The sequence below is a fragment of the Paracoccus versutus genome (genome assembly GCF_029909795.1).
GTDB lineage: Bacteria > Pseudomonadota > Alphaproteobacteria > Rhodobacterales > Rhodobacteraceae > Paracoccus > Paracoccus versutus.
The window spans coordinates 1,270,836-1,297,019 of sequence record NZ_CP038196.1 but is presented as its reverse complement, the minus strand read 5'-3'; the positions used below and the strand labels follow the sequence as shown (position 1 = coordinate 1,297,019).

25 protein-coding genes are annotated in these 26,184 nt (G+C 68.7%); 13 read left to right on the top strand and 12 right to left on the bottom strand.

Going from position 1 to position 26,184, the window contains the following annotated elements; genetic code table 11:
- The first annotated feature begins 96 nt into the window (after positions 1-96).
- The 5 genes from E3U25_RS06350 (at position 97) to E3U25_RS06330 (ending at position 6,517) form a co-directional block, all read left to right on the top strand.
- Positions 97-2,244, top strand: a complete 2,148-nt coding sequence (locus tag E3U25_RS06350) for a malate synthase G (protein WP_116220908.1) — start codon at positions 97-99, stop codon at positions 2,242-2,244.
- On the top strand, positions 2,241-2,687 hold the full coding sequence (locus E3U25_RS06345; RefSeq protein ID WP_166435396.1) for a methyltransferase family protein: 447 nt from the start codon (positions 2,241-2,243) through the stop codon (positions 2,685-2,687). The genes E3U25_RS06350 and E3U25_RS06345 overlap by 4 nt, the downstream gene beginning before the upstream one ends.
- Before the next feature lie 10 nt (positions 2,688-2,697).
- Complete coding sequence (locus E3U25_RS06340; protein WP_116220909.1) at positions 2,698-3,363, top strand: D-lyxose/D-mannose family sugar isomerase; 666 nt, start codon at positions 2,698-2,700, stop codon at positions 3,361-3,363.
- Between the two features lie 126 nt (positions 3,364-3,489).
- On the top strand, positions 3,490-5,064 hold the full coding sequence (locus E3U25_RS06335) for a Re/Si-specific NAD(P)(+) transhydrogenase subunit alpha (protein WP_116220910.1): 1,575 nt from the start codon (positions 3,490-3,492) through the stop codon (positions 5,062-5,064).
- Positions 5,065-5,077: 13 nt separating this feature from the next.
- Positions 5,078-6,517, top strand: coding sequence for an NAD(P)(+) transhydrogenase (Re/Si-specific) subunit beta (locus E3U25_RS06330; protein ID WP_116220911.1), 1,440 nt, complete (start codon positions 5,078-5,080; stop codon positions 6,515-6,517).
- Between the two features lie 780 nt (positions 6,518-7,297).
- Here E3U25_RS06330 and purF read toward each other — a convergent pair.
- The 6 genes from purF to E3U25_RS06300 all read right to left on the bottom strand — a co-directional run bounded on the left by purF (position 7,298) and on the right by E3U25_RS06300 (position 13,257).
- On the bottom strand, positions 7,298-8,794 hold the full coding sequence (gene purF / locus E3U25_RS06325; RefSeq protein ID WP_114536430.1) for an amidophosphoribosyltransferase: 1,497 nt from the start codon (positions 8,792-8,794) through the stop codon (positions 7,298-7,300).
- A gap of 135 nt (positions 8,795-8,929) precedes the next feature.
- The gene (locus E3U25_RS06320; protein WP_036759674.1) at positions 8,930-9,541 is read right to left on the bottom strand and encodes a CvpA family protein; all 612 of its coding nucleotides are present in this window, start codon (positions 9,539-9,541) and stop codon (positions 8,930-8,932) included.
- A gap of 43 nt (positions 9,542-9,584) precedes the next feature.
- Entirely contained in the window at positions 9,585-10,949 is a 1,365-nt protein-coding gene (gene radA / locus E3U25_RS06315) for a DNA repair protein RadA (RefSeq protein WP_036759673.1), read from the bottom strand.
- A gap of 149 nt (positions 10,950-11,098) precedes the next feature.
- Positions 11,099-12,289 (bottom strand): UbiH/UbiF family hydroxylase, encoded by a 1,191-nt coding sequence (locus E3U25_RS06310; RefSeq protein ID WP_116220912.1) that lies wholly within the window; start codon positions 12,287-12,289, stop codon positions 11,099-11,101.
- Positions 12,290-12,331: 42 nt separating this feature from the next.
- Complete coding sequence (locus E3U25_RS06305; RefSeq protein WP_036759671.1) at positions 12,332-12,529, bottom strand: hypothetical protein; 198 nt, start codon at positions 12,527-12,529, stop codon at positions 12,332-12,334.
- Between the two features lie 41 nt (positions 12,530-12,570).
- On the bottom strand, positions 12,571-13,257 hold the full coding sequence (locus tag E3U25_RS06300) for a pyrimidine 5'-nucleotidase (RefSeq protein ID WP_114536419.1): 687 nt from the start codon (positions 13,255-13,257) through the stop codon (positions 12,571-12,573).
- A 65-nt stretch (positions 13,258-13,322) separates the two neighbouring features.
- On the opposite strand from E3U25_RS06300, the gene E3U25_RS06295 reads away from it, so the two are divergent.
- From E3U25_RS06295 to E3U25_RS06285, 3 genes are read left to right on the top strand one after another with little or no spacing between them, the layout of a single operon-like run.
- Entirely contained in the window at positions 13,323-13,958 is a 636-nt protein-coding gene (locus E3U25_RS06295; protein WP_036759669.1) for a GntR family transcriptional regulator, read from the top strand.
- The gene (locus tag E3U25_RS06290) at positions 13,958-14,581 is read left to right on the top strand and encodes a DNA-3-methyladenine glycosylase family protein (RefSeq protein WP_116220913.1); all 624 of its coding nucleotides are present in this window, start codon (positions 13,958-13,960) and stop codon (positions 14,579-14,581) included. Before E3U25_RS06295 ends, E3U25_RS06290 begins: the two co-directional genes overlap by 1 nt.
- Before the next feature lie 11 nt (positions 14,582-14,592).
- Positions 14,593-15,252, top strand: a complete 660-nt coding sequence (locus E3U25_RS06285; RefSeq protein ID WP_072464081.1) for an alpha/beta hydrolase — start codon at positions 14,593-14,595, stop codon at positions 15,250-15,252.
- A 204-nt stretch (positions 15,253-15,456) separates the two neighbouring features.
- On the opposite strand, the gene E3U25_RS06280 is transcribed toward E3U25_RS06285, so the two are convergent.
- Positions 15,457-15,888, bottom strand: a complete 432-nt coding sequence (locus tag E3U25_RS06280) for a VOC family protein (RefSeq protein WP_116220914.1) — start codon at positions 15,886-15,888, stop codon at positions 15,457-15,459.
- Between the two features lie 97 nt (positions 15,889-15,985).
- Between E3U25_RS06280 and E3U25_RS06275 the strand changes: the two genes are divergently transcribed.
- From E3U25_RS06275 to E3U25_RS06265, 3 genes are all read left to right on the top strand, one after another.
- The gene (locus E3U25_RS06275; protein ID WP_072464083.1) at positions 15,986-16,306 is read left to right on the top strand and encodes a DMT family transporter; all 321 of its coding nucleotides are present in this window, start codon (positions 15,986-15,988) and stop codon (positions 16,304-16,306) included.
- Between the two features lie 156 nt (positions 16,307-16,462).
- A complete protein-coding gene (locus E3U25_RS06270) occupies positions 16,463-17,059 on the top strand; it encodes an HNH endonuclease (RefSeq protein ID WP_116220915.1) in 597 nt (198 codons plus the stop codon).
- A gap of 164 nt (positions 17,060-17,223) precedes the next feature.
- Positions 17,224-17,499, top strand: coding sequence for a hypothetical protein (locus E3U25_RS06265; protein WP_240540434.1), 276 nt, complete (start codon positions 17,224-17,226; stop codon positions 17,497-17,499).
- A gap of 73 nt (positions 17,500-17,572) precedes the next feature.
- Here the strand turns inward: E3U25_RS06265 and E3U25_RS06260 are convergent, their stop codons facing one another.
- The gene (locus E3U25_RS06260; RefSeq protein ID WP_166435398.1) at positions 17,573-17,737 is read right to left on the bottom strand and encodes a hypothetical protein; all 165 of its coding nucleotides are present in this window, start codon (positions 17,735-17,737) and stop codon (positions 17,573-17,575) included.
- A gap of 143 nt (positions 17,738-17,880) precedes the next feature.
- Between E3U25_RS06260 and E3U25_RS06255 the strand changes: the two genes are divergently transcribed.
- Positions 17,881-18,963: a PA0069 family radical SAM protein gene (locus E3U25_RS06255; protein ID WP_036759661.1), complete on the top strand. Its 1,083-nt coding sequence runs from the start codon at positions 17,881-17,883 to the stop codon at positions 18,961-18,963.
- On the opposite strand, the gene bmt is transcribed toward E3U25_RS06255, so the two are convergent.
- Positions 18,964-19,923, bottom strand: a complete 960-nt coding sequence (gene bmt / locus E3U25_RS06250; RefSeq protein WP_072464084.1) for a betaine--homocysteine S-methyltransferase — start codon at positions 19,921-19,923, stop codon at positions 18,964-18,966.
- Between the two features lie 86 nt (positions 19,924-20,009).
- Positions 20,010-21,029 carry a tryptophan--tRNA ligase gene (gene trpS, locus E3U25_RS06245; protein ID WP_036759659.1) on the bottom strand — a complete coding sequence of 340 codons (1,020 nt, stop codon included), beginning with the start codon at positions 21,027-21,029 and terminating at the stop codon, positions 20,010-20,012.
- Positions 21,030-21,109: 80 nt separating this feature from the next.
- On the opposite strand from trpS, the gene E3U25_RS06240 reads away from it, so the two are divergent.
- Positions 21,110-21,826 carry a rhomboid family intramembrane serine protease gene (locus tag E3U25_RS06240; RefSeq protein ID WP_240540435.1) on the top strand — a complete coding sequence of 239 codons (717 nt, stop codon included), beginning with the start codon at positions 21,110-21,112 and terminating at the stop codon, positions 21,824-21,826.
- On the opposite strand, the gene murJ is transcribed toward E3U25_RS06240, so the two are convergent.
- Positions 21,817-23,361 carry a murein biosynthesis integral membrane protein MurJ gene (gene murJ / locus E3U25_RS06235; protein ID WP_116220916.1) on the bottom strand — a complete coding sequence of 515 codons (1,545 nt, stop codon included), beginning with the start codon at positions 23,359-23,361 and terminating at the stop codon, positions 21,817-21,819. The two genes, E3U25_RS06240 and murJ, sit on opposite strands and share 10 nt — an antisense overlap.
- A 10-nt stretch (positions 23,362-23,371) precedes the next feature.
- Positions 23,372-26,182: a [protein-PII] uridylyltransferase gene (locus tag E3U25_RS06230; RefSeq protein WP_114536425.1), complete on the bottom strand. Its 2,811-nt coding sequence runs from the start codon at positions 26,180-26,182 to the stop codon at positions 23,372-23,374.
- Between the last annotated feature and the right edge of the window lie 2 nt (positions 26,183-26,184).

Below are 26,184 nucleotides of genomic sequence, written 5' to 3'. Positions count from 1 at the left end.
GGGATCATTGAAGGTCGGGCCGGTTGAAACCCTGCGCCGTTTGGCATACCACGGCACACCAAAGCCAGCCGGACAATTGAAGCAAGGGGAAGTGCGATGGGTCGCGTGGAAAAGGCAGGATTGCGGGTGGACGAGACGCTTGCCGCCTTCATCAACGAGCGTGCGCTGCCCGGCAGCGGCGTCGAGCCGCGCCGGTTCTGGGAGGGGCTTTCGGCCCTGCTCCACGATTTCGGGCCGCGCAACCGGGCGCTGCTGGAGCGGCGCGAGGAGCTGCAATCGGCCATCGACGCCTGGCATATCGCCCATCGCGCCGAACCCAAGGACGCCGGCGCCTATCGCGATTTCCTGGCCGAGATCGGCTACCTGGTCCCCGAGGGCGAGGATTTCCAGATCGAGACGCCCGAGACCGACCCGGAATTCTCCAGCGTGGCCGGGCCGCAGCTGGTGGTGCCGATCACCAATGCGCGCTATGCGCTGAACGCCGCCAATGCCCGCTGGGGCAGCCTCTATGATGCGCTTTACGGCACCGATGCCCTGGGCGACCTGCCGCAGGGCAAGGGCTATGACGCCGCCCGCGGCGCCCGCGTCATCGCCTGGGGCCGCGATTTCCTCGACACTGCCGCGCCCTTGGCCGAGGGCTCCTGGGCGGGGATCGAGGCGCTGTCGGTCACGGACGGCGCGCTGGTCCCGGCGCTGCGCGAGCCGGCCAAGTTCGCCGGCCATCGCGGCGACGGCGCCACTCCGACCGACATCTTCCTGAAGAACCACGGGCTCTTGATCCGCATCGTCATCGACGCCTCGACCCCGGTCGGCGCGCAGGACAAGGCGGGCATCTCGGACATCGTGATCGAATCGGCGCTGTCGGCGATCATGGATTGCGAGGATTCCGTCGCCTGCGTCGATGGCGAGGACAAGGCGCTGGCCTATGCCAACTGGCTGGGCCTGATGGATGGCACCCTGGCCGAAGAGGTCGAGAAGGGCGGCAAGACCTTTACCCGCCGCCTCAATCCCGACGTGACCTTCACCGCGCCCGACGGCTCGGAAGTCACCGCCAAGGGCCGCGCCCTGATGCTGGTCAGGAATGTCGGCCACCTGATGACCACCCCCGCCGTGCTGGACCGCGACGGCGGCGAGGTCTTCGAGGGCCTGCTGGACGCCATGGTCACGACGCTTTGCGCCAAGCGCGACCTGGACCGCGAGGGGCCGAAGAACTCGGTCACGCAGTCGATCTATGTGGTCAAGCCCAAGATGCACGGCCCCGAGGAGGTCGCCTTCGCCTGCGAGATCTTCGATTTCGTCGAGGATGTGCTGGGCCTGCCGCGCCATACCGTCAAGCTGGGCATCATGGACGAGGAGCGCCGCACCTCGGCCAACCTCAAGGAATGCATCCGCGCCGCGAAGCATCGCGTGGCCTTCATCAATACCGGCTTCCTCGACCGCACCGGGGACGAGATCCACACCTCGATGGAGGCGGGCGCGATGCTGGCCAAGGGCGAGATGAAGGCGCAGCCCTGGATCTCGGCCTACGAGGATCGCAACGTCGACATCGGCCTGGCCTGCGGGCTGGCCGGCAAGGCGCAGATCGGCAAGGGCATGTGGGCGATCCCCGACCGCATGGCCGAGATGCTGGAGCAGAAGATCGTCCATCCCATGGCCGGCGCCAACACCGCCTGGGTGCCCAGCCCGACCGCCGCGACCCTGCATGCGACGCATTACCACAAGGTCGACGTCTTTGCCCGCCAGGCCCAGATCGCCGCGGCGCGCCGGCCCCTGCGGCTCGACGACCTGCTGACCATCCCGCTGGCCGGCGGCCGCAACTACAGCGAGGCCGAGATCACCCGCGAGCTGGAGAACAACTGCCAGGGCATCCTGGGCTATGTCGTGCGCTGGATCGACCAGGGCGTCGGCTGCTCGAAGGTGCCCGACATCAACGACGTCGGCCTGATGGAGGACCGCGCCACGCTGCGCATCTCGGCCCAGTCGCTGGCGAACTGGCTGCATCACGGCATCGTCACCGACCGGCAGGTCATGGACGCCTTCCGCAAGATGGCCGCGGTGGTGGACCGCCAGAACGCGGACGACCCGGCCTATGCGCCGATGGCGCCGGGCTTTGACGGCGTGGCCTTCCAGGCGGCCTGCGACCTGGTCTTTTTGGGCCGCATGCAGCCCTCGGGCTATACCGAGCCGGTGCTGCACGCCCGCCGCCTGCAGGCCAAGGCCGAACAGACGAGCCGCGCGGCATGATCGCGCGGCTGGCCGGCCTGCCGCCGGTCTGGCTGGTGCTGTTCGCATCGGCCGGGGCGGTGCTGGGTCGGCTGGTGCCGCTGGGCCTGCCGCCGGCGCTGCGCGGGCTGGGCCTGTTGCTGGTCGCGGCGGGGCTGGGGCTGATGCTCTGGGCGGCGCTGACCATGTGGCGGGCGCGCACCACCGTCATGCCCGGCCGCCGGCCCGAGGCGCTGGTGACGGGCGGCCCGTTCCGCTTTTCGCGCAATCCGATCTATCTGGCCGACCTGATTCTGCTGGCCGGGCTGATGCTGGCGCTGGCCGCGCCGGCGGGGCTGGTCACGGTGCCGGCCTTCGCCCTGTTCCTGCAGCGCCGCTTCATCCTGCGCGAGGAAGCCGTCATCGCCGCCGCTTTCGGTCCCGCCTATGACCGCTATAGGATGCAGGTCAGGCGCTGGATCTAGGGAGGGCATCGTGGAACGCTCGCGCATCAACCGCATCATGGCCGAGGCGGCCGAGCTGATTGGCAAGGCAGGCTTCCACCTGCCGCCATTCGCCCATTGGAGCCCCGAGGAGTTTCGCGCCCGCGCCACGCCGGCGATTCGCGACGGCCGGCTGGGCTGGGACATCACCGATTACGGCCAGGGCGATTTCGATCGGCTGGGCCTGTTCCTGTTCACGCTCAGGAACGGCCGGCTTGCCGAGCTGCAGGCGGGCAGGGGCATGGTCTATGCCGAAAAGCTGCTGATCTCGCAGGAAAACCAGATCAGCCCGATGCATACCCATGCCATCAAGACCGAGGACATCATCAACCGCTGGGGCGCGACGCTGGCCATCCGGCTTTGCGGGTCGGACGCGCAGGGCTGCATGGACCGCAATGCGCCCTGCCGGGTCGATTGCGACGGCATCGCGCGCGAGATCGCGCCGGGCGGCGTGCTGCGGCTGGCGCCGGGCGAATCCGTGACGCTGCGTCCGGGCGACTGGCACGAGTTCTGGGCCGAGGGCGGGCCGGTGCTGATCGGCGAGGTCTCGACCGTGAACGACGACCTGACCGACAATATCTTCGCCGCGCCCATCGGGCGTTTCGCCACCGTCCACGAGGACGAGCCCCCGGTTCACCTGCTGGTCAGCGACTACTGAACTCCGCGATGGTGTTTCTGACGCAGGGTCACATTCGTGGAATGTGCGGCGCCTCACTCTCTTGTGAAAGATTGTTGCGCTCTGCTATGGGGGACGCTGAAAGTCGCTAACAGGGGAGGTGGCCTGGTGAAGATCGGCGGATTGAAGGAGATTTTTGAGGGGGAGGCTCGGGTCGCCATCACTCCGTCCTCTGCGGGGCATCTGCGCAAGCTGGGGCATGACGTGCATGTCGAGACGGGCGCGGGGGTTCGTGCGGGGTTTTCGGATGCGGCCTACGAGGCGGCAGGCGTCACCGTGCATCCCGATGCCGCGGCGCTGGTCGGGGCGGTCGAGGTGGTGGTCAAGGTCCGGCCGCCGAGCGAGGCCGAGCTGCGGCAGATGCGGCGCGGGCAGACCCTGATCTCGCATTTCTACCCGGCGCAGAACCCGGACCTCCTGGAGCTGGCGCGCGAACAGGGCGTCACCGCCATCGCCATGGACATGGTGCCGCGCATCTCGCGCGCGCAGAAGATGGACGCGCTGTCCTCGATGGCCAATATCGCCGGCTACCGGGCGGTGATCGAGGCGGCGAACAACTTCGGCCGCTTCTTCACCGGCCAGGTCACCGCGGCGGGCAAGGTGCCGCCGGCCAAGGTGCTGGTGGTGGGCGCGGGCGTCGCCGGGCTTGCCGCCATCGGCGCGGCGGTCAGCCTGGGCGCGCAGGTCCATGCCTTCGACGTGCGCCCCGAGGTGGCCGAGCAGATCGAATCGATGGGCGCGGAATTCGTCTACCTGGACTTCCAGGACCAGGTGCAGGACGGGGCCGCGACCGGCGGCTATGCCGCGCCCTCGAGCCCCGAGTTCCGGGAAAAGCAGCTCGAGAAGTTCCGCGAACTGGCGCCCGGGATGGACATCGTCATCACCACGGCGCTGATCCCCGGCCGCGATGCGCCCAAGCTCTGGACCCGCGACATGGTCGCGGCGATGAAGACCGGCTCGGTCATCGTCGACCTGGCGGCCGAGCGCGGCGGCAATTGCGAGCTGACCGTGCCGGACGAGCGCATCGTCACGGAAAACGGCGTGGTCATCATCGGCTATACCGACTTCCCGTCGAGGATGGGCGCGCAAGCCTCGGAGCTTTATGGCAACAACATCCGCCACATGCTCTCGGACCTGACGCCGGGCAAGGACGGCGTCATCGTGCAGAACATGGAGGACGACGTGATCCGCGGCGCCACCGTCGCCCATGACGGCGACGTGACCTGGCCGCCGCCGCCGCCCAGGGTCGCGGCCATCGCCGCCCAGAAGCCGCGCGAGAAGCCCAGGGAGCCGACCCCCGAGGAACGGCGCGCGCAGGAGATCGCCGCCTTCCGCGCCCAGACCCGCAGCCAGGTCACGCTGCTCGGCGCGGGCGCGGCGGCGATGCTGCTGGTGGGGCTGTTCGCGCCCGCGAGCTTCCTGTCGCATTTCATCGTCTTCGTGCTGGCGGTCTTCGTCGGCTTCCAGGTGATCTGGAACGTCAGCCATTCGCTGCACACGCCCCTGATGGCGATCACCAACGCGATCTCGTCGATCATCATCGTCGGCGCGCTTCTGCAGATCGGCTCGGGCGGCTGGCTGGTGGTGTTGCTGGCGGCGCTGTCGGTGCTGATGGCGGGCGTCAACATCTTCGGCGGCTTCCTGGTCACGCGCCGGATGCTCGCCATGTTCCAGAAGTCGTAAGGGGAGAGGGCGCATGGAATACGGATTCACCACCGCCGCCTATGTGGTCGCGGCCGTGCTGTTCATCCTGTCCCTGGGCGGGCTTTCCGGCCAGGAAAGCGCCAAGCGCGCGGTCTGGTACGGCATCGCGGCCATGGCGCTGGCGGTGGTCGCGACGCTGATCGGGCCGGGCTACGGCAACTGGGGGCTGACGCTGGTCATGCTGGCCATCGGCGGCGCCATCGGCTGGGTCGTGGCCAAGCGGGTGCAGATGACCGAGATGCCGCAGCTGGTCGCGGCCATGCACAGCCTGGTCGGCCTGGCCGCGGTGCTGATCGGCTTCAACGCCCAGTTCGAGCTCTCGCGGGTGCTGCGCGCCCGCGCCGCCGACGCGGCGGCCGAGTTCCACGGCTTCGCCGCGGTGCTGGCGCACAAGACCCCGGCCGAGATCGCCATGCTCAAGGTCGAGGTGGCGCTGGGGATCTTCATCGGCGCGGTGACCTTCACCGGCTCGATCGTGGCCTTCGGCAAGCTCGCCGGCAAGATCGACGGCAAGCCCCGGAAGCTGCCGGGCGGGCACATGCTGAACGCGGGGGCGGCGGCGCTGTCGCTCTTGTCGGTGATCCTTTACTGCACCGCCGGGGCGCCGGTGCTGTGGCTGGTGCTGATCACGCTTCTGGCCTTCTTCATCGGCTATCACCTGATCATGGGCATCGGCGGCGCCGACATGCCGGTGGTGGTGTCGATGCTGAACAGCTATTCCGGCTGGGCGGCGGCGGCGATCGGCTTCACCCTGGGCAACGACCTCCTGATCGTGGTCGGCGCGCTGGTCGGCTCGTCCGGTGCGATCCTGAGCTACATCATGTGCAAGGCGATGAACCGCAACTTCGTCAGCGTGATCCTGGGCGGCTTCGGCGGCGAGGCGGGCCCGGCGATGGAGATCGAGGGCGAGCAGGTGGCCATCGACGCCGACGGCGTGGCGGCGGCGCTGAACGAGGCGGACGAGATCGTCATCGTGCCGGGCTACGGCATGGCGGTGGCGCAGGCGCAGCAATCGGTCAGCGAGCTGACGCGCAAGCTGCGGGCGCGCGGCAAGAACGTGCGCTTTGCCATCCACCCGGTGGCGGGGCGCCTGCCGGGGCACATGAACGTGCTTCTGGCCGAGGCCAAGGTGCCCTACGACATCGTGCTGGAGATGGACGAGATCAACGAGGATTTCCCCTCGACCGACGTGGCGATCGTGATCGGCTCGAACGACATCGTGAACCCGGCGGCGCAGGAGGACCCGAACTCGCCGATCGCGGGCATGCCGGTGCTGGAGGTGTGGAAGGCCAAGCAGGTGTTCGTCTCCAAGCGCGGCCAGGGCACCGGCTATTCCGGCATCGAGAACCCGCTGTTCTACAAGGAAAACACCCGCATGTTCTACGGCGACGCCAAGAAGTCCATCGACCAGCTCCTCCCCATGATCGAGTGAGCGGCCGCGAAAGGCGACCCCCCTGGTCCGCCCCCGCGATATATCGGGAAGAGCCGCGCAATGCGGCTCTTTTCATTTTTCGGGAATGGGTAAGCGGCATCGCCCATTTCCGATGCCGGCAAGGAGATGCGATGCGCCGCCTTGCCGCCTGCGCAGTTGCCGGGCTCGAACTGCCGAAGGCCAGAGCCCCTGCGCATCTGTCCCAAAGCGCCTAGCCCGGCGACCGGAAAGCCGGCGTCTGCGAAGGAGGAGGCATTCGCCCGCGCGGGCGAACAAGCGTTCAGAATGAAAGAGTGCCCGTGGCGATATCGGCCCTTAGTTCGGCATGGCTCGGTATCGTCGGGGGCCTTGTCACCCCTGCAGTTGTCTGGCCTGACCTGCCGAAGGCCGGGCGTATGGCCGGCCTATGCGCATCTGTCCAAAAGCGTCCAGTCCGGCGGCTGGAAAGCCGGCGTCTGCGAGGGCGGAAGCATTCGCCTCGCTCGCCCCGGCAAACCAATCGTTCAAGAAGGATGGAGGGCCGTCGCGATGCGGCCTCCGCTCGGCATGGTCCGGTATCGTGGGGGCCTTGCTGTCCCTGCGGCTGTCGGGCCTGACCGGCACATGGCCGGGGCCTGCACATCTGCTCGAAAGCGCCCAGTCTGGCAACCGGAAAGCCGGCGCCTGCGAGGGCGGAACCATTCGCCCCGCCCGCGCGGGCAACCATCGCTCAGAAAGAGGGAGTGCCCGTGGCGATACCGGCCCTCAGCTCTCGGCAGGAGCCCGGCATCGCCGGGGCCGTCATTCCGCGGCGTGGCCGGTGACGGGGCTGGGGGCGCCGGAGGATTTCATGCGAAAGCCGCGCTCGAGCTGGTCGAAGGGCGCCACGGGATATTCGCCCGAGAAACAGGCGTCGCAATATTGCGGGCAGGCATTGTTGCGGCCCTTGGCCTCGCCCACGGCGCGATAGAGCCCGTCCAGCGACACGAAGGCCAGCGAATCGACGCCGATCCATTCGCGCATCTCTTCCTCGGACATCTGCGCGGCCAGCAGCTTTTCGCGGTCGGGCGTGTCCACGCCGTAGAAGCAGGGCCAGGCGGTGGGCGGGCTGGCGATGCGGAAATGCACCTCGGCCGCGCCCGCGTCCAGGATCATGTCCTTGATCTTGCGCGAGGTGGTGCCGCGCACCACCGAATCGTCCACCAGCACCACCCGCTTGCCCTTGACCAGCGCGCGGTTGACGTTGAGCTTGAGCCGCACGCCCATGTTGCGGATCTGCTCGGTCGGCTCGATGAAGGTCCGGCCCATGTACTGGTTGCGGATGATGCCCATGCCGAAGGGAATGCCGCTTTCATGGGCATAGCCGATGGCGGCCGGGGTGCCGCTGTCGGGCACCGGGCAGACCAGGTCGGCCTCGACCGGGGCCTCGCGGGCCAGTTCCACGCCGATCTGGCGCCGGGTCTCATAGACGGAACGGCCGCCTATGATCGAATCGGGGCGCGAGAAATAGACATGCTCGAAGATGCAGAAGCGCCCCGTCGAAGGGCCGAAGGGGCGCGAGCTTTCGACCTCGCCCTTGGAGATCACCACCATCTCGCCCGGCTCGATCTCGCGCAGGAACTCGGCGCCGATGATGTCGAGCGCGCAGGTTTCCGAGGCCAGCACGAAGCCATCGTCGCCGATGCGGCCCAGCACCAGCGGCCGCACGCCCAGGGGGTCGCGCACGCCGATCAGCTTGGTGCGGGTCATGGCGATCACCGCGAAGGCGCCCTCGACCCGGCGCAGCGCGTCCTTCATCCGCTCGGGGATGTTGCGCTGGATGGACCGCGCCATCAGGTGGATGATGCATTCGGTATCCGAGGAGGACTGGAAGATCGAGCCGCGCTCGATCAGCTCGCGGCGCAGGGCCATGGCATTGGTGATGTTGCCGTTATGCGCCACGGCGCAGCCGCCCATGGCGAATTCGCCGAAGAAGGGCTGCACGTCGCGGATCGCCGTCGCCGCCTTGGTGCCGGCGGTGGAATAGCGCACATGGCCGATGGCGAGCGAGCCGGGCAGCGTTTCCATCAGGCTTTGCTTGGTGAAGTTGTCGCGCACATAGCCGAAGCGATGGGCGCTGTTGAAGCCCTGCTCGGCATCGTGGCTGACGATGCCGCCGGCCTCCTGCCCGCGGTGCTGCAAGGCGTGCAGCCCCAGGGCGACGAAATTGGCGGCATCCGTCACTCCGATCACGCCGAACACGCCGCATTCTTCGTGCAGGCGGTCGGAATCGAAGGGATGGGCAAGGAATGGCTGCATCATCACCGACTCTTGGGGCTATTCCGGGGGCTGGGTAAGGGGACGCTTGACGCCAATCTAGGGTGTCATGCGGGCGAAGTCACGCCCCACGGCCGTCGCGGGGCGCATTTTATGTCACAAATTGGCCATATCGGCTCAATTCGCCGGTGCGGCGGGGGTGGGGGCCGGCGTCTGCGCATCGACCGGCTGGCCCGTGGGGGCGCAGCTGCGCACCAGCTGTTCATAGCGGCTGACCACCCAGCCCGGCGCGTCCTGCGGGATCTGCTGGTCCATCTGGCCGCGCATGCGCTCGAACACCTGGGCCGAGCGGGAGTTGTCCACCACCGCCACGGGCTGGCTGGCCATCACCCGGTCATAGACGATGAAGGCGATGGCGACGAGCAGGATGCCGCGCGCCACGCCGAAGAGGAACCCCATGCCCTGGTCGACGCCGCCAAGCGCCGAGCGCTGCACGACCGAGGAGAACAGCGGCGTGATGATGGAAAACAGCACCAGCGCCAGCGCGAAGACCGCGGCGAAGCCGGCGATGGTGGCAAGCTCGCAGCTGTCGGCCAGGAACTTGTTGAGCCCCGGCACCTGCGCCACCATCGGCCGCACCGTCGGCGCGAAGATGAAGGCCAGCACGGCCGCGCCGATCCAGCCGAGGATCGCCAGCGATTCGCGCACGAATCCCCGCGCATAGGCCAGGATCGCCGAGAGGATGATCACGGCTGCGACGATGCCGTCGATGATGGTGAATCCGTCCATTTTCACGCCCTTTCGCGGGATTGCCCGCGTCTTTGGGACGAGTTCATCCGGCGCCGAATGTCTCGCCCACGAAACTTGTCAGATCCGCGATGCGGTCGATCCGCATCCCGGCCACGCCCTCGACCTTGGTCGCCGAAGGCAGGATCGCCCGTGAAAAACCAAGTTTCTGCGCCTCTTTCAACCTGTTTTCCGCCTGGGCGACGGGGCGCAGGGCGCCCGACAGGCTGATTTCGCCGAAAAGCACCGCCTCGGGCGGCAGCGCCACGTCCTCGCGCGCGCTGAGGAGCGCGGCGGCGATGGCCAGGTCGGCGGCGGGTTCGCTGACCCGCATCCCCCCGGCAACATTGAGGAAAACGTCGAGGCCGGCGAAGGGGACGGCGCAGCGCGCCTCGAGCACGGCGAGGATGGTCGAGACCCGGCCGGAGTCGAGGCCGACCACGGTTCGGCGGGGACTTGCCAATGTCGAGGGAGCGACCAGCGCCTGCACCTCGGTCAGCACCGGGCGGGTGCCCTCGATCCCGGCAAAGACCGCAGAGCCGGCGCTGGCCTCGCCGCGTTCGGACAAAAACAGCGCCGAGGGGTTGGCGACCTCGGCCAGCCCGCCGCCGGTCATCTCGAAGACGCCGATCTCGTCCGCCGGGCCGAAGCGGTTCTTGTGGGCGCGCAGGATGCGGAACTGGTGTCCGCGCTCGCCCTCGAAATAAAGCACGGTGTCGACCATGTGCTCGACCACGCGCGGGCCGGCGATCTGGCCCTCCTTGGTGACATGGCCGACGAGGATGACCGAGGTGCCGCGCCGCTTGGCGAAGGTGACAAGCTCATGGGCGCTGGCGCGGACCTGCGCCACCGAGCCGGGCGCGGCCTCGATCCGGTCGGACCAGAGCGTCTGGATCGAGTCGATCACCGCGACATCGGGCCGCTCGGCGTCGAGCGTGGTCAGGATGTCGCGCAGCGCGGTCTCGGCGCCCAGGCGGACGGGCGCGTCGCCGAGGCCCAGGCGCTGCGCGCGCAGCCGGACCTGGGCGCTGGCTTCCTCGCCCGAGACATAGATCGCCTGCTGGCCGGCGCGGGCGAAGGCGGCGGCGGCCTGCAGCAGCAGGGTGGACTTGCCGATGCCCGGATCGCCGCCGACGAGGATGGCCGAGCCGGGGACCAGCCCGCCGCCCAGCACCCGGTCGAGCTCGGCGATGCCGGAGGTGGCGCGCCGGGGCGGCGCGTCCTGCGTGGCAAGGCCCGAGAGCGGGATCGGCTTGCCCTTGAGCGTGCCCAGGCCGCGGCCCGGGCCTTGGGAAAGCGGCGCTTCCTCGATGATGGTGTTCCAGGCGCCGCAGGCGTCGCAGCGGCCGGCCCATTTGCGATGGCTGGCGCCGCAGGCGGTGCAGGTGAAGGCGGTGATCGGTTTGGCCATGGCCGTTATCTGGCAGATTGCGCCGGCGCGCGCCAGCCGGGAAGGGCGCGCCCGGCGGTGCGGTCCCTTGGGTATTTGGGGAACGAAGAAGTCCGGGGCGGTGCTGGCTGGGCCGGCCGGATGAGTATTTGGGAAACGGTGGAAGGGGCTCAGGTCACGCCCAGGCCGGCGCGCATCATGATGCGGCGCACCGGGGCGACGGCATAGAGCCCGCCCAGGGCGGCGGCGCGCAGGTCGCGCAGCGGGCGGGCCGAGATCATGCTGGCGCGGTTCAGCGCGTCGATGCCGATCAGCCGGGCCAGCGCCTCGGGGCGGCGGCGGCGTTCGTAGGCGGCAAGCGATGCGGCGCTGCCGGGATCGCCGGCCGAGAGGTCGATGAGCGAGGCGAGATCGGCGAGGCTCATGTTCAGCCCCTGCGCGCCGATGGGCGGGACGACATGCGCGGCCTCGGCGATCAGTGCCGTGCGGGGGCCGGTGAAGCGGTCGGCGATCTGGCTGATGATCGGCCATTCCGTCAGCCGCGTCGCCTGGGTCAGCTGGCCCAGAACGCCGGCCGAGCGGCGGTTCAGTTCCGCCTCGAATGCCTCGCGCGGCAGGGCGCGCAGCCGGGCGGTTTCCGGGCCGCGCTCCATCCAGACCACGGCCGAGGAGGGCTTGCCGTCGCGGTCGGGCAGGGGGACCAGGGTGAAGGGGCCGCCCGAGCGGTGGATCTCGGTCGAGACGTTGTCGTGCGGGCGTTCGTGGGTCACGGCGAAGGCCAGCGCCTTTTGCCCATAGCGCAGCGTGCGGGTGCCGATGCCGAGCGCCTCGCGGGTGGGCGAGTTGCGCCCGTCGGCGCCGATCACCAGCCGGGCCCGGATGCGGCTGCCGTCGGTCAAGGTGGCCAGCGCCTCGCTGTCGCGGACCAGCAGGCCCGCGGTGCCGGTGCCGGGCAGGAAGCGGACGTTTTGCAGGCTGGCGAGCCGGGCCGAGATTTCCCGTTTCAGGAGCCAGTTCGGCAGGTTCCAGCCGAAGGGCTGGTCCGAGATCTCGGATGCGTCGAAATCGCGCGTCAGCCGCGCCTGCGACAGTTTCCCGCCGGCGTCGATGATGCGCATGACCTGGAGCGCGGTGGCATGCGGCGCGAGCCGGTCCCAGAGCCCGGCTGCCTGCAGCACCGCGATCGAGGGGTGCAGGAAGGCGGTGCTGCGCAGGTCCGAGCCCTGGGCGCCTTCCTCGGTCACGGGCGGGGCGGGGTCCACGCAGGTCACGGAATGCCCGGCGCTGCCGAAGGCGGCCGCGGCGATCAGCCCGGCGATGCCGCCGCCGGAAACGAGGATCTCGGTATCGTCGATCTGCATGGTCTGGCGCCGGGTCTGGTGAGGGGGTCGGTGCGGGTCGGCCTAGAACCCGGCCGCATAGGCGCCGAGCATGAGGAACATCAGCAGCGTCGCCGCAAGGCCGAGTATGCCGAGCGCCGGCAGGCCCCAGATCAGGACGCCGACAACCGCCAGCACGACGACCAGCAGCGCGAAGATGTAAAGGGCGGTGGCGGTGCGCGCCTCGGCCTGGGCCTCGGCGGGAGTAAGCGGTTCGGACATGCGCGTTCCCTGTTCTTTTTTCGGTTTCCTGTCGGCGAATTTCAGATCTTACCCAAGCTTAGGCTTGCGGCAAGCCCGTGCAGGAAGGCACCCAGATCCCCGGTGCGGTAATGCACATGCGGGCCGTGGTCGTGATCCTGGGCCAGCTCGTCCGGGCCGTGGCGGCCCGCACCGACCAGAATCGTCCGCATTCCAAGCGAATGCGGGATGGCGAGGTTCCTGGGGTCGTCCTCGAACATGGCGGCCTGGGCGGGGTCGAACCCCTCGGCGGCCTGGACTGCGGCATAAGCGCGCGGGTCGGGCTTGGGGTGGAAATCCGCCTCCTCGACGCCGTGGATGGCGTCGAAGACCATCAGCCCGCGATGTTCCAGCACCCGCGCCGCATAGGCGCTGTCGCCGTTGGTATGCACGATCTTGCGGCCGGGCAGGGCCGAGATCAGCCCGGCCAGCGCCGGGTCGGGCGTCAGCACGGTGAAGTCGATGTCATGGACCTCGCGCAGATAGGGCAGGGGATCGACGCCATGCTCGGCCATCAGCCCCGCCAGCGTGGTGCCGTGCTGGCGCCAGTAATGGTTGCGCAGCCGGTTGGCCTCGGCCTCGGTCACGCGCAGCTCGCGCATGACAAAGGCGGTCATGCGCCGCTCGATCTGGGCGAAAAGCCTGACCTCGGGCGCATAAAGGGTGTTGTCCAGATCGAAGATCCAGGTGGTGACATGCCGAAAATCCATGATCCCTGCCTAAACCTGCGGCATGGCGCTTGCAATCGCCGTTGCAAGCGCGGATCGTGCGTCCCATGAAAGACGCCTATTCCCTGATCCTCTCGGCCATCGACAATGGCATTTACCGCCCCGGCGACCGGCTGGTCGAATCCGAGCTGGCCGAACGCTTCGGCGTCTCGCGCACCCCGGTCCGCGAGGCTTTGCAGCGGCTGGAGACCCAGTCCATGCTCAAGCGCGACGGGCGCAGCCTGATCGTTGCCACGCTGGACCACAACCAGCTGGCCGAGCTTTACACCGTGCGCGCGGAACTCGAGGCGCTGGCGGCGCGGCTGGCCGCGCGCCACGCCACGCCCGAGGAGGTGCGCGTCCTGGCCGGCATGGTCGAGGACGACCGCGCCATCCTGGGCGACCCGCAGGCGCTGGCGCGGGCCAATCGTCGCTTTCACCACCAGATCCACCTGGCCTCGCACAACCGCTATCTGGTCCAGCAGTTGGACCTGGTGCATCGCAGCATGGCCTTGATGGCGCGCACCAGCCTGGCGGCGCAGGGCCGCGACGTGGTCACGCTGGACGAGCACCAGGCCATCGTCGAGGCCATCGCCGCCCATGACGGGCCGGCTGCCGAACAGGCGCTGCGCCACCATATCTCGATGGCCTTCGAGACCCGGCTGAAGGAAGAGGCGCGGCTGGCCGACGAGGACGAGGGCTGATGCGCGAGATCCGCGCCGCCGCCGACCTGGAGGAAGGCGCGGCGCATCTGATGCGGGTCTGCCCGGTCTGGGCGCGCGAATTGCCGGCGCTGCTGCCCCTGCCGCTGCGGCGCTGGCCCGAGGGCTTTCCGGCGATTCGCGATGCGGTCGTCTCGCAGCAGATCTCGGTCCAGGCGGCGAATGCCATCGGCGCGCGCATGGCCGCGGCCGGCCTGGCCGACGAGGCGGGGATCGCCGCCGCCGATGACGAGGCGCTGCGCGCCGCCGGCCTGTCGCGGCCGAAGATCCGCTATCTGCGCGGCATCGCCACGGCGCAGCTTGATTGGGCGGGGCTGCGCGCCTTGCCCGACGACGAGGTGATCGCCCGGCTGACCGCGCTGCCCGGCATCGGGCGCTGGACGGCCGACATCTATCTGAAATTCGCGCTTGGCCGCGCCGATGCCTTCGCCTCGGGCGACCTGGCGCTGGCCGAGGCGGCGCGGCTGCTCTACGGCCTGGCCGAGCGGCCCCGCCCGGCGGCGCTGGCCGAACTGGCCGAGCCCTGGCGGCCCTGGCGGGCGGTTGCGGGCCGGGCGCTCTGGGCCTATGACCGGGTCGCGAAAGGGCGCGAGGGCGTCCGCTGAAGGGGGACGAGATGCCGCGCGAGTTGAAATCCGAACGCAAGGGCCCGCGCAAGGCCGATTCGGTGGTGGTCTTCCTGCACGGCTATGGCGCCGACGGGGCCGACCTGCTGGGCCTGGCCGATCCGCTGGCGCCGCATCTGCCCGGCACTGCCTTCCATGCCCCGAACGCGCCCGAGCCCTGCCTCAACAATCCGATGGGCTATCAGTGGTTCCCGATCCCCTGGATGGACGGCTCGTCCGAGGCGCAGGCCCAGGCCTCGGCCGCGCAATCCTTCGAGGACATCAACGCCTTCCTGGACAAGATCCTGGCGGATGAGGGGCTGGCGGCGGACCGGCTGGCGCTGGTCGGCTTTTCCCAGGGCACGATGATGGCCCTGGCCGTGGCGCCGCAGCGCGACGAAGAGATCGCCGGGGTGGTCGGCTTCTCGGGCCGGTTGCTGGACCCCGAGGGGGCGGGGCAGGCGCGGGTCAAGCCGCCGGTCCTGCTGATCCATGGCGACCAGGATCCGGTCGTGCCCTTCGAAAGCATGGGCATCGCCGGCGAGGCGCTGCAAAAGGCCGGCTTCACCGTCTACGGCCATGTGATGAAGGGCACCGGCCACGGCATCTCGCCCGACGGGCTGTCGGTGGCGCTGGCCTTCCTGAAAGAGCGGTTTGCCGCGAGGTCGTGACGCTTTGAGCGATTTCGCACTTGCGAAAGGAACAGCAGTTCCTACCTTCCTGATAAGAGGATGAGACGAGGAGAACGCACATGACCCTGATCTGGATGACCGCAATCGCCCTGATTCCGGCCGGCATGGTTTCCCTGCGTCTTCTGGCGCCGCAGCCCGTGGCGGTGCGCGCCCGCCGCTGATCCCTGCGGCCGAGCCGCCGGGTCACGCCCAGATGGCGGGATCGGCGATCTCGATGGAGTTTCCGGCCGGGTCGCGGAAATACAGCGACCGGCCGCCTTGGGGCCAGAAGAAATCGGCCTCGATCTCTACCCCCGACGCTTCCAGATGCGCGCGCCAGGCGTCGAACATGCCCGGCTCGGCGCCCATGCAGAAATGCCCCGGCCCCTCGCTGCCATGCGGCGGCACGGGCAGGCGGGCATCGGGCTTGGGCGGCACGCGCGTCGCACTGGCGCGGAACACCAGCAGCACCTGCGTCCCGCAGCGAAAGAACACGTGCCGGCCGGGCACGCGGGCGATCTCGGGCAGGCCGATGATCTCGGTCCAGAAACGGGCGGCCTCGCCCAGATCCTCGGCGTAAAGCGCGGATTCCAGCGTGCCGGTCAGCCGGGGCGGCGTTGTCGGGGGCTTGGTCATGGCCCGATCTTGCCAGCAATCCGCCGGGCAGGCCAGCCCGGCTTGACCTTGGCCGCGCCGCGCGCGACAGCTTGCCCGAAAGGACCGGAGGCGCGGCATGGCATGGATCTATCTGGGCGTGGCGGGATTGCTCGAGGTGATCTGGGCCTTTGCCATGAAACAGTCCGAGGGCTTCACCCGGCCCTGGCCCACCGCGATCACCCTGGTCGCCATGGTGGCCAGCGTCTGGTTCCTGTCGCTGTCGATGAAGGTGCTGCCGCTGGGGACCGCCTATGTCATCTGGACCGGCATCGGCGCGGTCGGCACCTTCGTCCTGGGCGTGTTGCTGCTGGGCGAATCGGCCGACGCGCTGCGCCTTGTCGCCGCCGTGCTGATCGTGGCGGGGCTGGTGCTGATGAAGATCGCCTCGTCGCAATAAGGCGCGGCAAGCCCCAGTCAGTCCTTGTCACGCGCCTGTCACGCCCCCCGGCTATTTGTGCGCCAGGCATATATTCAGGGACTTGTCAGCCCGGAGCCGCGATATATAGTCGGTGCCATGTTCTGACCCGTCCCGGACAAGGCGAAGCGAGGGCCGATGCTGGACGACCATGGCGAATTTCGAACCCAATGCGTGCGCGAGCCATCCTTCTCGCGCCACCATCCCGCACTGGTTCTAAACGCCGACTTCAGACCGCTCAGCTACTATCCGCTGTCGCTCTGGCCCTGGCAGGAGGCGGTGAAGGCGGTGTTCCTGGACCGGGTCCAGATCATCGCCGAATATGACGAGGTGGTGCGAAGCCAGCATCACGCGATACGCATCCCCTCGGTCGTCGTGCTGAAAGATTACGTCAAACCCCAGAAGCGCGTGGCCTTCACGCGCTTCAATCTTTTTCTGCGGGACGAGTTCTGCTGCCAGTACTGCGGCGCCAAGGGCGAGCTGACCTTCGACCACGTGGTGCCGCGTTCGCGCGGCGGCGTGACCAGCTGGGAGAATGTCGTCGCCGCCTGTTCGCCCTGCAACCTGAGGAAGGCCAACAAATCGCTGAAGAATTCGGGGCTGCGGCTGCGCCGCCCGCCGCGCCGGCCCACCCCCGACGAGATGCATGCCATAGGCCGGCGCTTCCCGCCGAATCACCTGCATGAAAGCTGGATGGATTTCCTCTACTGGGATACGGAACTGCTGTCGGACTAGGCACGGCCGCGCCGGACGCAGCGGATTTATTGCAGCGCCGCGCAATGCCGGTTAAAGAAACCGTCAGGTTTGCGTGATGACATCAAGCCTGATGACGCGCCGATTCGGATTCGTCCGGCGCTGCGACCATCGTCCGCGCGCATGGCTGCCCGCAAGTTGCGGCCATGCAGGGCGATCAACGAAAAGACAAGAAAGGATCTCGTATGTGGACACGTATTCAGACCGTGGTGGACGGCAAACCCGTTTCGGGCGACTGGACCATTTGCCGCAATGAGGAGCCGGTCGGGCGCATCTGTCACGATCCGAAACAGCCGGGCGTCGCCGCCTGGGCCTGGACGGTCCTGAACGATCCGAATGCGAATGGGCGGGCTTGGACGGAAGAGGCGGCGCTTTCGGCCGTCAAGGAAAGCGCCGAGAAGCCGGGCAATGCCGCGGCGTGACGCCGCAGAAAAAACGGAAAACGGCGCCAGCAGCGCCCTTTCTCCAACCCGCCCGCCTGTTGTGGCGGGGTGACTAGCTTCGGTGATCGCGCGTCGTCAGATGCGCGATCGCCGCCGCCAGCAGCGCCAGGAACCCCAGCGCGAACAGCGGAATGCCGATGGCGCTTGCAGCCCAGATCGTCAGCCCGGCGGCCAGGATCACGGCAAGGATCAGGATCAGGAAATGCGGCAGCGGCATGGCATCCTCCGTTGCCTTCAATATGGCCCCGCCGGGGCGCGCCGAAAAGCCCCGATCCGGCTTTGCGCGTTCCGCTGCCGATTCCAGCTGCGCTTTCGCGGCGCGATCTGGAAAATGTTCACGTAATGTTCTAGTCTGGCGGCATGAGCCTGCCACCCCGCAATCCCGACGAGATCCTGCGCGCCCGCGGCGCCGACTCGCGCCCCGCCGCGCGCTTCGAGCCCTACCGGACCGAGCGCGAGCATGACGGCTGGGACATCCCCGAAGAGCAGGACCTGCTGCGCACCGAGGTCACGCAGGAGCGGGCGCGCTCGATCATCGCCCGCAACACGTCGCCCGACATTTCCTTCGACCGCTCGATCAACCCCTATCGCGGCTGCGAGCATGGCTGCATCTATTGCTTCGCCCGGCCGAGCCATGCCTATCTGGGCCTGTCGCCGGGGCTGGATTTCGAGACGCGGATCGTCGCCAAGCCCAATGCCCCCGAATTGCTGGAGGCCGAGATCGGCCGGCGCGGCTATGCCGTCGCGCCCATCGCCTTCGGCACCAATACCGATCCCTACCAGCCCATCGAGGCCAAGCTGGGCATCATGCGCGGCTGCCTGCAGGTTCTGCACGATTGGAACCACCCGCTGAGCCTGGTGACGCGGGGCGCGACCGTCATGCGCGACGTGGACCTGCTGGGGGCGATGGCGGCCAGGGGGCAGGTGCTGGCCGGGGTCTCGATCACCACGCTGGACGCGGAACTGGCGCGGCAGATGGAGCCGCGCGCGCCGGCGCCGGCGACCCGGCTGCGCATGATCCGAGCGCTGGCCGGGGCAGGGGTTCCGGTCCGCGTCATGGTGGCGCCGGTGATCCCGGTGCTGACCGAGCATGAGGTCGAGCGCATCATGCAGGCCGCCCGCGATGCCGGGGCGACCGCGGCCAGCATGATCCCGATCCGCCTGCCGCTGGAGGTGGCGCCCCTGTTCCGCGACTGGCTGGAGCGCCATCATCCCGGCAAGGCCGCGCATGTCATGGCGCGGGTGCAGGCGATGCGCGGCGGGCGCGACAACGACCCGCGTTTCGGCAGCCGCATGCGCGGCGAGGGGCCCGAGGCCGGCCTGCTGCTGCAGCGTTTCCGCCTGGCCCGCAAGCGGCTGGGATTGCAGCGCGAATCCGAAGTGCTGGATTGCAGCCGCTTCGGCCCGCCGCCCAGGGCGGGGGACCAGCTGTCGCTGTTCTGACTATTCGCCCGGCCCCATGGCCTGGGCGATGCGGGCCGAGATGCGTTCGGGCGAGGGGCGCGGGCCGCGCGGCGCGGCGACCAGCGCATCGCGCATGGCGGCCAGATGCGCGGGCGTGGTGCCGCAGCAGCCGCCGATGATGCGCACGCCCATGTCGCGCGCCAGCACGGCGAATTCGGCCATGACCTCGGGCGTCGCGTCATAGATCAGCCCGCCGTCCTGATAGCGCGGCACCCCGGCATTGGGTTTGGCGATCAGGGGGCGCTCGTTGCCCGAGGCGGCGAACCCGGCCACGGCCAGCAGCAGCTCGGCCGGGCCGGTGCCGCAATTCGCGCCATAGGCCAGGGGCGGATGCGGCAGCCGGTCGATCAGCGAGGCAAGCTGCGGCGGCGTCACCCCCATCATGCTGCGCCCGCCCGGCTCAAAGCTCATCATGCCGCACCAGGGCATGCCGACGCTTTGCGCGGCCTTGGCGGCGGCGCGCATTTCCTCGGCGGCGCTGATCGTCTCGATCCACAGCACGTCGGCGCCGCCCTCTTTCAGCGCCTGCGCCTGCTGGGTGAACATGGCGGTGGCATCGGCCTCGGTCAGCCGGCCCATGGGGGCCATGATCTCGCCGATGGGGCCGACCGAGCCGGCGACGACGACGGCGCGGCCGACCTCGGCCGCGGCCTCGCGCGCCAGGCGGGCGGCGGCGCGGTTCAGCGCGGCCACGCGGTCCTGCGCCTTGGCCAGCCGCAGCCGGCTGGCATTGGCGCCGAAGCTGTTGGTCAGGATGATGTCCGCGCCCGAGGCGATCATCTGCCGGTGCAGCGCGCGCACCTTGTCGGGATGGGTCTCGCACCACAGGTCCGGCGCCTGGCCCGATGCCAGCCCCATGTTGTAAAGATTGGTCCCGGTCGCCCCATCGGCCAGCAACCATGGGCGTTCGCCGAGCATCCTCGACAATTGATCAGGCATGGTTTTTCCCGTTTTGCGGCAGGATGGGGAATCATAGCCCATCCTGCGGGGAAGTCATTGAAACATTCGGTGGGACTGCCCGGCGCTCAGCGCGAGCGGATCATGCCCATGATGTCCTTGGTGCGCTCGACGATCGGGTGGGCGATGGCCTCGGCCTGGCCGGCGCCGCGGCCCAGGATGCGGTCGATCTCGGCCGGGTCGGCCATGAAATCGGTCATGCGCCGGGTGATCGGCGCCAGCGCCTCGACCGCGACCTCGGCCAAGGCCGGCTTGAAGGCGCCGAAGCCCTGGCCCTCGAACCGCGCCAGCACCTGGTCGCCGCTCTCGCCGGTCAGCGCGGCGTAGATGTTGACCAGGTTCTTCGCCTCGGGCCGGTCCTTCAGCCCCTCCATCGACCCCGGCAGCGGGTCGGCATCGGTGCGCGCCTTGCGGATCTTCTGCGCGATGGCGTCGGCATCGTCGGTCAGGTTGATGCGGCTGGCGTCCGAAGGATCGGATTTCGACATCTTCTTGCTGCCGTCGCGCAGGGACATGACGCGGGTCGCCGTGCCCTCGATCAGCGGCTCGGTGATCGGGAAGAAATCGACGCCGTAGTCGTGGTTGAACTTGGCGGCGATGTCGCGGGTCAGTTCAAGGTGCTGCTTCTGGTCCTCGCCCACCGGGACGGCGGTGGCGTGATAGGCCAGGATGTCGGCGGCCATCAGCGACGGATAGGCCAGCAGGCCCAGGCTGGAATTTTCGCTGTTCTTGCCGGCCTTGTCCTTGAACTGGGTCATGCGATACATCCAGCCCACCCGCGCCACGGTATTGAAAAGCCAGGCAAGTTCGGCGTGCTGGCTGACCTGGCTCTGGTTGAACAGGATCGAGACCTCGGGGTCCACGCCCGAGGCCATGAAGGCGGCCGCGACCTCGCGGGTGTTGTGGCGCAGCTTTTCGGGATCCTGCCAGACGGTGATCGCATGCAGGTCCACGACGCAATAGATCGTTTCGGCCCCCTTGCCCTGATAGTCCGCAAAGCGTTTCAGCGCGCCCAGGTAATTGCCCAGCGTCAGCCCGCCCGAGGGCTGGATGCCGGAAAAGATGCGCTTGGCGAAGCTCGTGGTCATGGCACTACCTGCTTGGAAAATCCCGGTGGCTGGCTTACCCCTTGCCCCGTCCGGGCGCAACAGCCCACTGGAAAGGAGCCATGATGCGACCCGGTTACGACGAATCGCCCCTGAACCCCGTGCCCGCCGTGGTATGGATGATCGCCCTGCCGATGATCGCCTGCGAGGCGGTGTTCGGCCTGGCCCAGATGGGCTTTCTTGGCGGCGGCGGGCCGGGCGCCGGCCTTGCCATGCGCCAGATCGCGGTCGAGCGCACCGCCTATATCCCCGAGCTGGTGCTGCGGCTGTGGCAGATGCGCATGGTGGTGCTGGACCAGAGCTGGCGCATCCTGACCTATTCCTTCGTGCATCTGTCGCTGACGCATGCACTGTTCGTCATCGTCTTTACCCTGGCCCTGGGGAACCTGATCGCGCATCAGTTCCGCGCCTGGGCGGTGGCCGCGCTGTTCTTCGGCTCGGCCATCGGCGGCGCGCTGGTCTATACGCTGGCCGCGGGGCTTTTGCCGCAATTCCGCTTCCAGGCGCTGATCGGCGGCTATCCGGCGGTCTATGGTTTCGTCGGCGCCTTTACCTTCCTGCTCTGGACCCGGCTGGGGCAGGAGAACGCGAACCGGCTGCGGGCCTTCGTGCTGATCGGCATGCTGCTGGCCTTCCAGCTGGTCTTCGCCATCCTGTTCCAGGACGGCAGCCTGACCTGGATCGCCGAGATCGCCGGTTTCTGCTGCGGCTTCCTTTTGTCCTTCGTGCTGGTGCCGGGCGGGATCGCGCGGGTGATGCGCCAGATCCGTCAGCGCTGACGGCGCAGGCCCGCGCGCAGGTCCGAGGGGCGGAAGGCGCCAAGGACCAGCGCCGCCGCGCCATAGGCGGCCAGCCCGCCGAAGACCAGCGCGGACAGCGCCAGATAGCGGGTGCCGGGCTGCTCCAGCGCATCGCCCAAGGCCAGCATCAGCCCCCAGATCACCGCGCCCATGACGGCGGAGGCGGCGCAGATGCGGGGCAGGCGGTGGCGGAAGCGGTCGTCAAGCGCGGCCGCCTCGCCAAAGGCGCGGGTGCCGCGCCACAGCTGCGCCGCCATGGTCCAGCCGGCGATGGTGGTGCCCCAGGCGGCGGCGGAAAAGCCGATGAAGGGCGCAAGCCCCAGCGCCACCACCGCATTGATCACCATGGACCAGACCGCGAAGCGGAACGGGGTGCGGGTGTCCTCGCGCGCGAAATACAAGGGTTGCAGCACCTTTTGCAGGACAAAGGCCGGCAGCCCTAGGCCATAGATCGCCAGCGCCATCGCGGTCGGGCCGACATCGGCGGTCAGAAAGGCGCCGCGCCGGAACAGCACCGAGATCAGCGGATAGGCCGCGATCACCAGCGCCACGGCCGCCGGAACGGTCAGGAACAGCGCAAATTCCGCGGCGCGGTTATAGGCGTGGCGGCCGCCGCCGGTGTCGCCGTTCTTCAGCCGGCGCGAGATGTCGGGCAGCAGCACGATGCCGATGGCGATGCCGACGACGCCCAGCGGCAGCTGATACAGCCGGTCGGCATTGGTCAGCCAGGCGATGCCGCGGTCGAAGAACGAGCCGACCTGGCGGCCGACCAGCAGGTTGACCTGCACCACGCCGCCCGCCAGCACCGCGGGCGCCGCCACGGCCAGCAGCCGGCGCATGTCCGGCGACAGCCGCGGCCGGCGCAGGCGCAGCGCAAAGCCCATGCGCTTGGCCGCCCACCAGACGGTGAAAAGCTGCGCTAGCCCCGAAACCGGCGTGGACCAAGCCATGGCCAATCCCATGTCCCAGCCATGGCGATCCGCCAGCAGCATGGCCGCGATCAGGATGAAGTTCATCAGCACCGGCGCGGCCGCCGCCGCCATGAAACGCCCGCCCGCGTTCAGCAGCCCCGAAAGCAGTGCCGTCAGCGAGATGAACAGGATATAGGGAAAGCAGATCCGGCCATAGATCACCGCCAGGTCGAAGCGCTCGTCGCCCTGAAAGCCCGCCGCCTGCATCAGCACCAGCCAGGGCATGGCGATATGCGCGATCAGCGAGACCGCCAGGACCACCGTGGCCAGCCCGGCGAAGGCTTCCTCGGCAAAGCCGCGCGGGTTCTCGCCGCTTTCCAGCCGCTTGGCGAACATCGGCACGAAGGCGGTGTTGAAGGCGCCCTCGGCAAAGAAGCGGCGGAACATGTTGGGCAGGGTGAAGGCGACGATATAGGCCTGCGCCACCGGGCCGGTGCCCAGGTAGGCCGCGATCATCACGTCGCGCACGAAGCCCACGACGCGGCTGGCCAGAGTCCATGCCCCCACCGAGAGAAAGCCCCGGATTAGTCTGATCGGTTGCATCCCCTGTCCCTCAGAACGATCCGCCCAGCGGGCGCTCGGCGCGTTCGGCGCGCTCGGCCCCGTCCTTGATCGCCTGGCGCAGCTTCTTTTCCAGCGCCTCGCGGCGGCCCGGCTGGTGCAGCTTCAGCCCGAACATGTCCTTGACATAGAAGGTGTCGACCACCTGCGCGCCGAAGGTGGCGATCACGGCGCTGGCGATCTGGATGTGGTTGTCGGCCAGGGTCCGGGTCAGGTCGTAGAGCAGGCCGGGCCGGTCGCGGGTATCGACCTCGATCACCGTATAGACGTCGGAGGCTTCGTTGTCGAAGGTGACATGGGTCGGGAAGCGGAAGGCGGCCTCGCGCTTCTTGGGCTTGTCGCGGCCGGCCAGGGCCTCGCGCGCGACGATCTCGCCGCCCAGGGTGCGCTGGATCATGGTGCGCAGCCGCGGCAGCCGGTCGGCGGCATAGGGATGGCCGTCCGCATCCTGCAACCAGAACACCGCGGTCGCGAAACCGTCCTTGGTGGTATAGGTGCGCGCATCGACGATATTGGCGCCCACCAGCGCCAGCGCCCCCGCCATGCGCGAGAAGATGCCGGGATGGTCGGCCAGCACGAAGGCCGCCCGCGTTGCGTCGCGGTCGGTGTCGGGATGCAGGTCGGTGCGGATCTCGTCCTCGCCCAGATCCTTGAGCATCTCGGCAAAGACATATTGCGTCTCGGTCGGCAGGCCCGGCCAATAGTTGTCGTAATGCCGGCCCAGTTCGGCCTTGATCGCCCTGGGCTCCCAGCCCTTGGCGGTCAGCAGGTGGCGCAGCGACCGCTTGGCCTCGCCGATGCGCTTGTCGCGGTTCAGCTCCTCGAGGCCGTTTTCCAGCGCCAGCTTGGTTTCCTGGTGCAGCTTGCGCAGCAGCATCGCCTTCCAGTTGTTCCAGGTGCCGGGGCCGACGCCGCGGATGTCGCAGACGGTCAGCACCAGCAGCATGTCCAGCCGCTTGGTGGTCTTGACCGCCTTGGCGAAGTCGCGCAGCGTGCGCGGATCGGCGATGTCGCGCTTCTGCGCCACGTCCGACATCAGCAGGTGGTTGCGGATCAGCCATTCGATGGTCTCGATCTCGTCCGCCGGCAGGCCGAAGCGGGTGCAGATGCGCCGCGCCAGCCGCGCGCCCAGGATCGAGTGATCCTCGGCCCGGCCCTTGCCGATGTCATGGAGCAGCACGGCCAGGTAGATCACCCGCCGGTTCACCTTGCCCTTCATGATCTTGCTGACCACGGGCAGATCCTCGGCATCCTCGCCGCGCTCGATGGCGGCCAGGGCGGCGACGCATTGGATCAGGTGCTCGTCCACCGTGTAGTGGTGATAGACGTTGAACTGCATCATCGCCACCACCGGCGCGAATTCGGGGATGAAGGCGGCCAGCACCCCCAGTTCGTTCATCCGCCGCAGCGAGCGTTCGGGGTTGCCGTGCTTGAGCAGCAGGTCGAGGAAGATCCTGACCGCCTCGGGGTCCGAGCGCATGCGGTCGTCGATGCTGTCCAGGTTGGCCGCGACGGCGCGCATGGCGTCGGGATGGATCAGGATGCCGGTCCTGAGCGCCTCTTCGAAAAGCCGCAGGATGTTCAGCGGGTCGGACAGGAACTGCCGCTCGTCGGCATAGGTCAGCCGCCCCCGGTCCATCCGGAAACCGGCGCGGACGCGGCGCCGGCGCTGGAACAGGATGTTCATGATCGGCGCGCGATAGAGGTGGCGGGCCTCCAGCGCGACCAGGAAGACCCGCGTCAGCTCGCCCACGCGGGTGGCGTGCAGGAAATAGTCCTGCATGAAGATCTCGACCGCGCGCCGGCCGCCCAGGTCGCGATAGCCCATGCGGCGGGCGACCTCGACCTGCATGTCGAAGGTCAGCTGGTCCTGCGGCCGCCCGGCGATCAGGTGCAGGTGGCAGCGCACGGCCCAGAGGAAGTCCTCGGCCTGCCAGAAGGTCAGATGCTCCTCGCGGGTGAAGAAGCCCAGGTCGACCAGTTCGACGGCGCGGTCGACCCGGTGGATGTATTTCGCGATCCAGTAGAGGGTCTGCAGGTCGCGCAGCCCGCCCTTGCCCTCCTTGACGTTCGGCTCCAGCACGTAGCGCTGACCGCCCTGGCGGCGGTGGCGTTCGGCGCGCTCGGCCAGCTTGGCCTCGATGAACTCGGGCACGGTCTTGTCGAAAAGCTCGGCCCACAGCCGGTCGCGCAGGATTTCGGCGGCGGCGGCATGGCCGCAGATCAGCCGATGCTCCAGCAGGCTGGTGCGGATGGTGATGTCGCCGGCGCCCAGCCGCAGGCAATCGTCGATCGAGCGGGTGGACTGGCCGATCTTCAGCTTCAGATCCCAAAGCATGTAGAGCATCGATTCCACCACGCTCTCGGCCCAGCCGCTGACCTTCCACGGCGTCAGGAACAGCAGGTCCACGTCGGATTGCGGCGCCATCTCGGCCCGGCCGTAGCCGCCGATGGCCAGCACCGCCAGCCGCTCGGCATCGGTCGGGTTGAGCAGCGGATGCAGGATCGTGGTGGCGACATGGTGGATCGCCGCGACGGTGGCGTCGGTCAGGCTGGCGATGGCGCGCACCGTCTCGCGCGCGGCGCGGGGATGGGACATGAAGCCCGCCGCGATGTCGCCCATGGCGGCGCTGCGGGCCTGGGCGAGGATGGCGACGGTGCGCGCGCGGATCTCGCGCGGCTCGGCGATGCCGCTCAGCGCCTCGGTCAGCGCGGGCAGGAAGCTTTCGGGGCTGAACAGGGAATGCGCCCCAGGCAGGGCCGGGGCGCTTTGCGGCAGGCTGTCGGTGTCCTTGGCGCTCAAGA